Here is a 10,498-nt window from a genome sequence, read left to right on the forward strand (position 1 = left end):
CCTTGGCTAAAATTATCGTAAATAAAGATAAATTTAATTGTTTATGATCTTATCTTTTTTTCTGCTTCAGTTAATGAATTAATAAAAGCAGGGCGTTCAAAAATTCTCGCCATATAGGCTAAATAATTCTTTTCGGCTACTTTTGGTAATTCAATACCAAGCAATGGCAAACGCCAAAGTAACGGCGCAAAGTAACAATCACATAATGTAAAATCATCACTCATAAAATAATCTTTTTCTTTAAACATAACCGAAACTGAAACAAGATCATCAAGAAGGTTTTTTCGTGCTGTTTTAGCCGCATCACTATTAGGATCAGCAATAATTGTTTCGTATGCACTATACCACTCTTTTTTAATACGGTACATTGTTAATCGTGAATTAGCGCGAACGATAGGATAAACAGGCATTAATGGTGGGTGCGGAAAGCGTTCATCCAAATATTCTAACGCAATATGTGGTTCATATAACGTAAGGTCACGATCAATTAAAGTTGGAATTGAACTATATGGATTAAGATCCAATAATTCCTGTGGTAAATTATCTGCCGTTACAAACTCTATTTCCGCAGTTACCCCTTTTTCTGCCAAAACAAAACGAATCTGATGCCCGTAAATATCTGTTGTATCACAAAATAATGTCATTACAGAACGTTTATTAACAGCAACAACCATATCCACTCCAAATTTATAAAATTAAAATAAGTCTAGTTGCCGTCTATTCTAACAAATTGGATAACAAAATTGTTAAAAAAAAATAAATTTTCTTTAATTCTTTTCCTCAAGCCCTAATTTTGACAAGCAGTTTCATAAAACATGTGCTTAAGTATAGGATTTATTAAATTAGTTAACCTAATAATATTAAATAATATTTATTTCCTAAATAATCTTAATTCTTAAAAATATTTAACCTACGTAGTTTAACTTTTTAATTAACCAAATCAGCATAAAAAAACCCAGCATTTGCTGGGTTTTGAAACAAAATTGTAACGTTTTTGTAATATTGCTGCTAACGTTTGCTGAATTGAGGACGACGACGAGCTTTGCGTAGACCCACTTTTTTACGTTCAACTTGACGTGCATCACGAGTAACAAAACCTGCTTGACGTAACGCAGAACGTAAAGTTTCATCATATTCCATTAACGCACGAGTAATACCGTGACGAATCGCACCAGCCTGACCTGAAATACCACCACCTTTAACAGTGATATAAAGATCAAGTTTGTCAGTCATTTCAACTAACTCTAACGGTTGCATAACAACCATACGAGCTGTATCACGACCAAAGTATTGCTCTAAAGAACGCTTGTTAATAACGATGTTACCACTACCTGGTTTGATAAATACACGAGCAGCAGAACTTTTGCGGCGACCTGTACCGTAATATTGATTATCAGCCATCTTTTATCCCCTTAAATATCTAATACTTGCGGTTGTTGTGCCGCATGATTGTGCTCACTACCAGCATAAACTTTTAGTTTACGGTACATTGCACGACCAAGAGGACCTTTCGGTAACATGCCTTTTACAGCAATTTCGATGACTTGTTCAGGATGACGCTCAATCATCTCTTTAAAAGTCGCTTCTTTAAGTCCACCGATGTAACCAGTATGACGATAATAGATCTTATCAGTGCGTTTTTTGCCTGTTACAGCAACTTTTTCTGCATTGATAACGATAATATAATCACCTGTATCAACATGTGGTGTGTATTCTGCTTTGTGTTTACCACGCAAACGGCTTGCGATTTCAGTAGCTAAACGACCTAACGTTTTACCTGCTGCATCAACAACATACCAGTCGCGTTTAACTGTTTCTGGTTTAGCTGAAAAAGTACTCATTCGTAATTATCCAATTTTTAATTAATCTCACGTTAATAAATCATTTGATTTATTTACACTTTTTGATTGTTACCATTAATTAACTCACCCCTTCGAGTGGTTATACTAATATTGACAACCGAAAACAACGTTGGGAAGAACGTTGTCGTAACGTGGGTGGCAATATTATACAGAAATTTTATAAAAGCGCTAGAGTAAAAATAAAAAATCATAGCGAGAAGGAACGCTTACTGATAAACTAAAATCAACATTAAATAACAAAATATTTAAATAAATGAGCAATACAATTCAACTTTCAATAGAAGATTATATTAGCAGAGGATTGCACCGAAAATGTTATCGTCATCCAAATGATCCCAATAAGTGTATCAAAGTGAATTATAATGTTGGTGCTGAAGAAGAAACTGATCGAGAAATTTCTTATTATAAACATCTAATTAGACGTAATGTTTCATTCGATGCAATACCAAAATATTACGGTCCAGTTTCAACCAATTATGGCAAAGGCCATGTTTTCCAACTCATCCGAGATTATACCGGTGAAGTAGCTATACCACTTGAAAAATACCTCGCTGATAAAAAATTAACTAAGCAATATTATGATGATTTAGTTACTTCATTAAGAAACTTGAAATCAGCCTTATTAAAAGATCGTATTATTACAATGACAATAAAAAGCAAAAATATTTTGTTTCAACACTTAAGTGCAGATAAAAGTCGCTTAATTATTATCGATAATATCGGTAATTCAACTCTTATTCCTATTGCCAATTACATTCCTTTTTTTGCTAAAGCCAAAATTGAACGAACTTGGCAACGTTTTTTAACATCCATTATTAAAGAAAATAGCAACAATAAATTAATCACTCGTTTAGTTGACGAAGTGAATCAGTAATCCTCAATTGTGCAATAGCACCTTTTACATTATTAGGTCTATTTTTTAAGGTAAATAGACCTTGATGTAATTTAGCAATACGGTTGACTATACTTAAACCAAGCCCAATACCATTATGCTTGCGATCCATACGAAAAAAGGCTTGGGTCAGTTTTTCGCTTTTAGACTCATCAATGCCATTACCTTCATCTTCTACAGTAATAATGATATCTTTTTTAATTTTGTAACAACTTACCACAATTTTAGTGTTCTCAGGACTGTAGCGATAACTATTTTCAACTAAATTACGTACTAATAGTCTTATTAAGGTTGCATCACCATTAAAAATAAGGTCTTTATCAGTCAAATACCATTCAAGCTGTTGCTGTTTTTGTGAAGTCAATTCTGTTAGTTCATCAGACAGCGGAATCATAATATCATTATAAAAATTAATATGTTGATACTGTCCTACAGTAAACTTTTGACTAGCTCGAGCAAGCATTAATAGCTGTTCTACAGTACTGACTAATCGATCTATACGATCAATTAACTCTGTGCAATCAATGTTATTGTTATTTTCTAACAATTCTAGATGTAAACGAATGCCTGCTAAAGGTGTCCTCATTTCATGCGCTACGTCGGCGGTAAAAAGACGTTCTTGAGATAATGTTGTACTCAGCCTAATAAAAAGATTATTCAATACAGATGTAATCGATTTAATTTCACGCATATTGCTAATTGGCGCAATGGGTTTTAGGTTCTCTTCAGTACGTTGATTAAGATCTTTCTCTAAAATTTCCAACGGTTTTGTGATCCACTTGATCGCTTTGTACGCTAAAAATAGTGTTACTGCCATCATAGAAAAGGCTGAACAAAACAAAACAAAAATCGCTTCTAATTCTTCTTCTTCAACAACTTCATCAATTTTATTTTGACTTAGAGTCAAATTAACCAATACATCTATTTGTTCTTTACTTTCGTGCCATAACCAAAGGACAGTAATAATCTGACAAACCAACATGATAGAACCCAAAGTAAAAAATAGGTTCCAACGAATACTGTGGCGTATATTACTAAGTGATTCTGAAATCATAATTTAATTATCTAATTTAAATTAATCGAGTTATCAACATCCATCATTAAGTTGATAACCATAACCTCGTACTGTACGAATAAAATTTTTACCCAATTTATTACGTAATCCGTGAATATACACTTCCAAAACATTTGAGCTAGGGTCACTCTGCCAATCATAAAGATCATTTTGCAATAAGTCACGGTGGACCTTTTCGCCAGCTTTTAGTATTAATCGAGATAATACAATAAACTCTTTTGGTGTTAACACTACTTCTTGGTTATTAACAGTCGCTTTTTGTTGTTTTATATCAATAGTAATAGGACCATAACTGATAAGATTATCTGCGGTACCTTGATCTCGACGAATTAACGCTCTTACTCTAGCTAATAATTCAGTTAAAGCAAAAGGTTTAATCAAATAATCGTCGGCACCATTATCTAAACCTTCTACTCTATCTTCTATGGTATCGCGTGCAGTTAAAATCAAAACTGGCGTTGAAATATGATTTTTTCGCCAGCGAATCAGTAAGTCCAGTCCATCACAATCAGGTAATCCTAAATCGAGTATAATTAAACTAAACTGCCCAAATTGAATATAATCTTCAGCTTGTTTACCATTTGTAGCAACTTCACAAACATAACCATTTGACGTTATACCATCGTATAAACCTTTCTGTAGCAAGCTATCATCTTCAACAATTAATATTTTCATTGATGATTTACCTTATATAAATGTTGGAATCACTAAGAATTCTCAATCGTATAATTATCAGTAATTATATACTTCACGTTACATATCTAAAGCTATTAATTGCGCTCAATAAGAACATACTTATTAAGAAACTTGTTAATACTTATCCAATTTTTTTTAATTAAATACGCCGATAATATACTTAAAATAAATCCGACAATAATATCTAATGGCCAATGAATCCCTAGATATATACGACTCCAACATACAAGTACAGCAATTAAAGACAATAAATATAGATCTGTTCTAAAGCGATATGCATTATCAAAAAAAACAGCAAAAAACATCGTCCACACAAATACCGCATGTTGGCTCGGTAAAGAACTTGTTTTGTCATGAAAAAGATAATTAGTACCAACTTCAACCTCAAAAGGGCGTGGAGAATAAAAACAATAACGAATAACAAAAGTAACTAATAATGCTAACCCTAAACTAAATACTATTTTTAAAATTAATTGCCTATAAATAGGCCGAATACACCAACCGATTACCATAATAATAACAGATAGGTAAACCAAATATTTAGCACAAAAAATAGCAAAAAAGACAAATGATTTAGATGCATGATCTGAAGCGTTTATTAATAAAAAAATTTGCGTATTAAAATCATGCCACATAAGCTATCTCTCTAGATTCACCCAAATTATTAATAATTTAACGTATAAACCTTAAGAGAACCTTAATATAAACCTAGCCAATAATCGGGTAAATGAGCAAACAAATACAATTAAATGTTATTTAAAACAAAATAATTGGTATTTTGAGAAAAACGTAACTGCAAAATCAAGCGAGGCGCAGATGATAAAATAAACGACTATAACAAATAAAAAGATTTCTGTTGGATAAATCATACTACGATTATTAATTTGGGTTGCAATAAAAGTAAATTCCGCCACTCCAACAATATAGGCTAACGAAGTATCTTTAATCAGTGATACCCATTGATTTACAAAAGACGGCAACATCATTTTAAGGGCTTGTGGTAATATGATAAATATAATAACTTGCTTTTTAGTTAAGCCTAATGAAAACGCCGCTTGCCATTGTTCTTTAGCCACAGCAATCATACCTGCATGAACTGAATGTCCAATGTATGCAGCTCCTATCAAGGATAAAGCAAATATTACCGTTGCAATTGCTGGCACATCTACACTAAGTAACACAGGTAGAAGAAAGTAAGTCCAGAAAATGAGCATAATGACAGGAATAGCTCTTAAAAAACCAAGTATACCAACTAAAAAATAACGCATAACTCCTTTTAAGATAGTCAACCCGACTCCAGCAAGAATACCCAAAAAAGTTGAAAATATAATTGCGGCAAAACTCATTAACAGCGTTAAAAAAATTCCTCCGGGAAAATTTCCCCACATCATATAACTGAAATTGTGGTAAATAACCTCTAAACCTTTAAGCTCCATAAATGATTACACCTTACCTATTTGCAATCGTTTTGCTTGATAAATATTACCCAAAGTTCCAACAATCACTATCGCCAAAATATATAATAAAGTTGCAATAGCAAAATCTTGAAAGGTTTTTAATGATTCTGTTTCAACTTGGCGCGATACATAAGAAAGTTCTAACACACCAATAGCCATTGTTAACGACGAATTTTTTATAATATTCATGTACTGACCAATTAAAGGTGGAAATGCAATACGAAAACTTTGTGGCAAAATAATAAATCGCATACTTTGCCACCAAGTTAAACCTAATGCCAATGAAGCCTGTTCTTGCCCCCGACTTACACCAGCTATACCCGCTCTAAATTCTTCTGCAATAAAAGCACTGGAATAACAAGTTAAACCAACTAAACCGATTATAAATTCAAATGATGGCATTTTCAGTGAAAAAAACAGCAACTGGATTTGCGATTCTTCAAATAACCATAATTTAAATTCTATTGGTAATAAATTACCCACACCAAAATACCAAAAAAAGAGTTGAGGCAATAACGGAGAATAACGAAAAATTGCGTTATACCCCATTACTATAACTTGAATGAATTTAATTCGACTTTGTTGAGCAATAACCAGCAAAAAACCTAGTGATGTTGAAAATATAATGGTTAGCAATGAGATAGCTAACGTAACTAAAAAACCATCCCATAACCACCACAAATAACGAGGCTCAAGTAATTGCTCATACATAACTACTGACCTTTACCAATTTTAAAATCACCACGAGGAATCGCTGATGCAGTTTCAGGTCCAAACCAACGATTATAAATCGTTAATGCTTCACCATCTTTTTCTAGTGTTAACAAAATTTGATTCACTTTTTCTTTCAAACGATCTTCCCCTTTTGGTATACCAACAGCTTGATATTCTTGAGTAATACTAAATGGTGAAATTTCAAATACAGCTCGTTGTTCTTCTGGTAAATTCGCTAATAGGCCGATTAATTTTGCATCATCTTGAGTAATTGCCTGCACAACACCATTACGTAATGCTGCAAACGCAAATGGTGTATCATCATAAGAAATTACTTTAGCTGTTGGGTATTTTTCTCGCAATGTAATTTCCATAACTGTACCTTTATCGGCACCAATACGAAGATTTTTCAAATCATCTGCTGATTTCAATACTCCTTTTTTTGCTACAAATTTCTGACCAGTCGCAAAATAAGGAAGGCTAAAATCAACGGTTTTTGCTCTTTCATCAGTAACGGTAAAATTAGCTACAATTAAATCGGCTTTTTGGGATGTTAATAATGGAATTCGATTAGCTGGATTAGTCGGAACTAGCTCAACATTGACCTTTAATGCTTTTGCTATCTCGTTGGCATAATCAACGTCAAGACCAACAATTTTATTTGTCTTTTCGTCAATATAACCAAATGGCGGATTACTATCAAATACCGCTATTTTTATTTCTCCTCGTTTCTCAATATCATCAAGGCGATCTGCATAAGCAGAATTTGCACCTAAAAAACTACTTACTAATGCAATAACAGTTAGTGATTTAGTCAACAATTTCATTCCGATTCTCCCCCAGTCAAGGTTATGTTATATACCGTTAAAGTCTAGCAACAAAGAATCGAATAAATAAATAACAAATACTCACATGGTTATAACTTAAAGTTATATGTAGTAGTTTTCGATTAATGACATTAAAAAAACTAATACAAGCTAAAACAGCTTATATCACTATTTTGATTTATTTAATAATATTGATTTACCCTACTATCTCGCTATCAACAAAAAAATAAGCAATTTCTTTTTCAGCCGAGGTTAGAGAATCTGAGCCATGTACGGCATTTTCAGTCATACTGTCAGCAAAATCAGCTCGTAAAGTGCCTGCGGCTGCTTTAGATAAATCAGTTGGTCCCATCAATTCTCGATAACGTTTAATGGCATTATCGCCTTCGAGAATCTGAACAACTATCGGCCCAGATATCATAAATTTAACCAACTTATCAAAAAATGATTTACCTTGGTGCTCAGCATAAAATCCTTCTGCCTGTTCTTTGTTTAATCTAAGCATTTTTAAGGCAATAATGTTAAGTTTTGCTTGGCTAATACGGGTTTCAATTTCACCAATCAATTGTTTTTTAACGGCATTAGGTTTGATGATAGATAAAGTTCTTTCAATAGCCATAGGTTTGCTCCTTGTTGGTTTAATCAAGGGTAAATGTAATTCGTGAAATTTGTCCACTTTGATCTAATAAAAATAGATGATGTAAACCTTTATGAGTAACTGTCAAAGCTACCTTTTGATCGCCATACGTTTTCTCAATAAGTTCACCATCTAAAAACCACCATTTGTCACCAACACCACCTTGTGGAGTTAGATCGATAGTGATATCTTGTTGCCCTGGTAATCGTTTTACCAATTGCTTATCTTGCAGTCCAATAATATTGAGTGGCAAAAAGATATCTTTACCAAACACTGGGCAATGATTATCAACTTCAGGAATTAGCGATTGCCGACGTTCTTTGGGTTGTAGCCAATTTTCTAAAGCTATTGGCCAAAGTGCAACCTGTCTTTTATGTGCATTGCTACAGTCTGCTGACACACGTTTACCGGCATCATTTACCCAAATAGTCACCCACCCTGAACGATAAATATTATTATTAAGTGCTGTTATCGTATCAAATGTTGGAGGTATCATATTATTTAATACCCATGCATTTTTTTGACGGTGGCAGTTTTCATCAGTTGCAGGTAACTTTTGTCCTGATGGCCAACAAATTTTTTCTAAGGTTACTGTTGTCGGTTTAGTTACTAAGGGAAGTGGGCGATTTATTCGTCGCTCTTTATTTAATAATAACGTGTTAACTTGTTGTAGTATCGGCACCGCTGTAATACTGCCATATTGACCTACAACGGGCGTTCCATCAGGACGACCGACCCAAATGCCAATCAAATAGCGAGGATTGACTCCAATCGCCCATGCATCACGATATCCATAGCTAGTGCCTGTTTTATAGGCAAGCTGATAATTATTAGCTAGCATCTGTCTTGTGATCCATGCACTACCATCACTAATAAATGGCTTGCTTAGTAAGGGATCTGCTTGCGTAAATCGTAAAGGACTTACTTGCCCATGACGAGCAAAGGCACTATATGCGCTAACTAAATTATCCATTCTTAACGACGCACCACCCAATATATACGATATATTAGGATCATTACCTTTAGATTGAAGTGGTAAGCCAATACTAAACAGCTTGCCAGCAAATCGTTTTGGCCCATAAAGCTCAATTAACTCAACAGCAGGTAAGTTTAATGAATTCTTTAATGCATCTGAGGCGCTTATTGGTCCATAAAAATCTTCATCAAAATTCGTAGGTCGATAATCAGAACTGATTCTAGGTGTATCTTGCAATAACGATTCAGAATGAATCATGCCGTCATCAATCGCTAAAGCGTACATAAAAGGCTTTAATGTCGATCCAGGAGATCGAAGTGAATTTATCATATCGACCTGACCAAATCGCTCTTTGTCGTTAAAATCAACCGACCCAACATAGCCTTTTACGGACATATCCGTATGATCGACAACTAAAATAGCTAGTGAGTTTTTGGGAGGTAACTGATTTTTACGATTAGCAGCAATATCTTCAAGGCTGTATTGAAGAGAGAGATCGATATTTGATCGAATAATATCAACATCAGGATATTGTTGACTTAACCTGCGAGCTAATAAAGGAGCTAATTGTGGCTTTTTACGTGGGTAAACCCATACTTCTTCTTTTCTAACTTGCTCTATAATATCAGGTGACCATACCTGATATTGGGCCAATCTTGCTAGAACTTTGTCTCGTGCTTGTTTGGCTCGTTCGGGATACCTATCAGGACGCAAACGACTAGGGGCTTGTGGTAATACGGCCAATAAAACCGCCTCACTACGTGTTAACGCTTTGGGCTCTTTACCAAAATATGACCAACTAGCAGCCCCTAAGCCTTCGATTGTCCCGCCAAATGGGGCGCGATTAATATATAAAGTTAAAATTTCATCTTTTGTAAAATGTAATTCAAGTTGTAGTGTTCGAAATATTTGTTGTAACTTTCCTGCCATGGAGCGATCGTGTGGATAAAGTAACCTTGCAACCTGCATCGAAATAGTACTACCACCAGAAATAATTCTTTTATTGGTGATATTTTGCCAAGCTGCTCTCAATAAAGAGGCAGGATTAATACCAAAATGATCATAAAAATGGCGGTCTTCATAATTTAATAACACATCAAGGTAATCATTGGGGACTTCATCTAATTTGATAGGATACCGCCAAATACCATTTTCATCAGCAAATCGCCACAGAGGCGAACCATCTTGCGCAAGAATTGTTTGTGTCGTTTTATTTTGTGTTATTGATAAAGGATAAAAGTAATCGGCAATAAAAAAGCCACATAATAACAAAAGGATAGAAAAAAATAAGAAAGCCAGAATTTTAAGTAGGCACTTTTTCATTTTGTCAAAAAACTTCCGGTAACACTATGTTTGAGTATA

Annotated in this window: 12 protein-coding genes; 1 reads left to right on the forward strand and 11 read right to left on the reverse strand. The window is 34.1% G+C overall.

What is annotated here, in order from left to right; all coding sequences use genetic code 11:
- Nucleotides 1-41: 41 nt before the first annotated feature.
- The 3 genes from A9G31_RS00325 to rplM form a co-directional block, all read right to left on the reverse strand.
- Nucleotides 42-674 carry a glutathione S-transferase N-terminal domain-containing protein gene (locus A9G31_RS00325; RefSeq protein ID WP_065559925.1) on the reverse strand — a complete coding sequence of 211 codons (633 nt, stop codon included), beginning with the start codon at nucleotides 672-674 and terminating at the stop codon, nucleotides 42-44.
- 334 nt (nucleotides 675-1,008) lie between these two features.
- Nucleotides 1,009-1,401, reverse strand: a complete 393-nt coding sequence (rpsI, locus tag A9G31_RS00330) for a 30S ribosomal protein S9 (RefSeq protein WP_034915459.1) — start codon at nucleotides 1,399-1,401, stop codon at nucleotides 1,009-1,011.
- 11 nt (nucleotides 1,402-1,412) lie between these two features.
- Nucleotides 1,413-1,841 carry a 50S ribosomal protein L13 gene (gene rplM / locus A9G31_RS00335; RefSeq protein WP_034901369.1) on the reverse strand — a complete coding sequence of 143 codons (429 nt, stop codon included), beginning with the start codon at nucleotides 1,839-1,841 and terminating at the stop codon, nucleotides 1,413-1,415.
- 274 nt (nucleotides 1,842-2,115) lie between these two features.
- Here rplM and A9G31_RS00340 point away from each other — a divergent pair, with 274 nt between their 5' ends.
- Nucleotides 2,116-2,736 carry a YrbL family protein gene (locus tag A9G31_RS00340; protein WP_065559926.1) on the forward strand — a complete coding sequence of 207 codons (621 nt, stop codon included), beginning with the start codon at nucleotides 2,116-2,118 and terminating at the stop codon, nucleotides 2,734-2,736.
- On the opposite strand, the gene pmrB is transcribed toward A9G31_RS00340, so the two are convergent.
- The 8 genes from pmrB to pbpC form a co-directional block, all read right to left on the reverse strand.
- Nucleotides 2,705-3,808 (reverse strand): two-component system sensor histidine kinase PmrB, encoded by a 1,104-nt coding sequence (gene pmrB, locus A9G31_RS00345; protein WP_034915454.1) that lies wholly within the window; start codon nucleotides 3,806-3,808, stop codon nucleotides 2,705-2,707. The genes A9G31_RS00340 and pmrB overlap by 32 nt on opposite strands.
- Nucleotides 3,809-3,841: 33 nt before the next feature.
- On the reverse strand, nucleotides 3,842-4,504 hold the full coding sequence (gene pmrA / locus A9G31_RS00350) for a two-component system response regulator PmrA (RefSeq protein WP_065559927.1): 663 nt from the start codon (nucleotides 4,502-4,504) through the stop codon (nucleotides 3,842-3,844).
- A gap of 95 nt (nucleotides 4,505-4,599) precedes the next feature.
- Nucleotides 4,600-5,160, reverse strand: coding sequence for a phosphatase PAP2 family protein (locus A9G31_RS00355; protein WP_065559928.1), 561 nt, complete (start codon nucleotides 5,158-5,160; stop codon nucleotides 4,600-4,602).
- 117 nt (nucleotides 5,161-5,277) lie between these two features.
- On the reverse strand, nucleotides 5,278-5,961 hold the full coding sequence (locus A9G31_RS00360; RefSeq protein ID WP_065559929.1) for an amino acid ABC transporter permease: 684 nt from the start codon (nucleotides 5,959-5,961) through the stop codon (nucleotides 5,278-5,280).
- Nucleotides 5,962-5,967: 6 nt separating this feature from the next.
- A complete protein-coding gene (locus A9G31_RS00365) occupies nucleotides 5,968-6,693 on the reverse strand; it encodes an amino acid ABC transporter permease (protein WP_065559930.1) in 726 nt (241 codons plus the stop codon).
- 2 nt (nucleotides 6,694-6,695) lie between these two features.
- Nucleotides 6,696-7,529, reverse strand: a complete 834-nt coding sequence (locus A9G31_RS00370; RefSeq protein WP_411589138.1) for an ABC transporter substrate-binding protein — start codon at nucleotides 7,527-7,529, stop codon at nucleotides 6,696-6,698.
- A 190-nt stretch (nucleotides 7,530-7,719) separates the two neighbouring features.
- A complete protein-coding gene (gene ndk / locus A9G31_RS00375; RefSeq protein ID WP_065559932.1) occupies nucleotides 7,720-8,142 on the reverse strand; it encodes a nucleoside-diphosphate kinase in 423 nt (140 codons plus the stop codon).
- A 19-nt stretch (nucleotides 8,143-8,161) separates the two neighbouring features.
- A complete protein-coding gene (gene pbpC, locus A9G31_RS00380) occupies nucleotides 8,162-10,459 on the reverse strand; it encodes a penicillin-binding protein 1C (protein ID WP_065559933.1) in 2,298 nt (765 codons plus the stop codon).
- Nucleotides 10,460-10,498: the final 39 nt, after the last annotated feature.

The sequence above is a fragment of the Gilliamella sp. Gris1-4 genome (genome assembly GCF_001690335.1).
Classification (GTDB): domain Bacteria; phylum Pseudomonadota; class Gammaproteobacteria; order Enterobacterales; family Orbaceae; genus Gilliamella; species Gilliamella apicola_P.

Bases quoted from the DNA above. Each gene is read 5' to 3' on its own strand.
- A9G31_RS00340 (WP_065559926.1), top strand. From the start codon at position 2,116: ATGAGCAATACAATTCAACTTTCAATAGAAGATTATATTAGCAGAGGA.
- A9G31_RS00360 (WP_065559929.1), bottom strand. From the start codon at position 5,961: ATGGAGCTTAAAGGTTTAGAGGTTATTTACCACAATTTCAGTTATATG.
- A9G31_RS00365 (WP_065559930.1), bottom strand. From the start codon at position 6,693: ATGTATGAGCAATTACTTGAGCCTCGTTATTTGTGGTGGTTATGGGAT.
- pmrB (WP_034915454.1), bottom strand. From the start codon at position 3,808: ATGATTTCAGAATCACTTAGTAATATACGCCACAGTATTCGTTGGAAC.
- A9G31_RS00355 (WP_065559928.1), bottom strand. From the start codon at position 5,160: ATGTGGCATGATTTTAATACGCAAATTTTTTTATTAATAAACGCTTCA.
- A9G31_RS00325 (WP_065559925.1), bottom strand. From the start codon at position 674: ATGGTTGTTGCTGTTAATAAACGTTCTGTAATGACATTATTTTGTGAT.
- ndk (WP_065559932.1), bottom strand. From the start codon at position 8,142: ATGGCTATTGAAAGAACTTTATCTATCATCAAACCTAATGCCGTTAAA.
- rplM (WP_034901369.1), bottom strand. From the start codon at position 1,841: ATGAGTACTTTTTCAGCTAAACCAGAAACAGTTAAACGCGACTGGTAT.
- pmrA (WP_065559927.1), bottom strand. From the start codon at position 4,504: ATGAAAATATTAATTGTTGAAGATGATAGCTTGCTACAGAAAGGTTTA.
- pbpC (WP_065559933.1), bottom strand. From the start codon at position 10,459: ATGAAAAAGTGCCTACTTAAAATTCTGGCTTTCTTATTTTTTTCTATC.
- rpsI (WP_034915459.1), bottom strand. From the start codon at position 1,401: ATGGCTGATAATCAATATTACGGTACAGGTCGCCGCAAAAGTTCTGCT.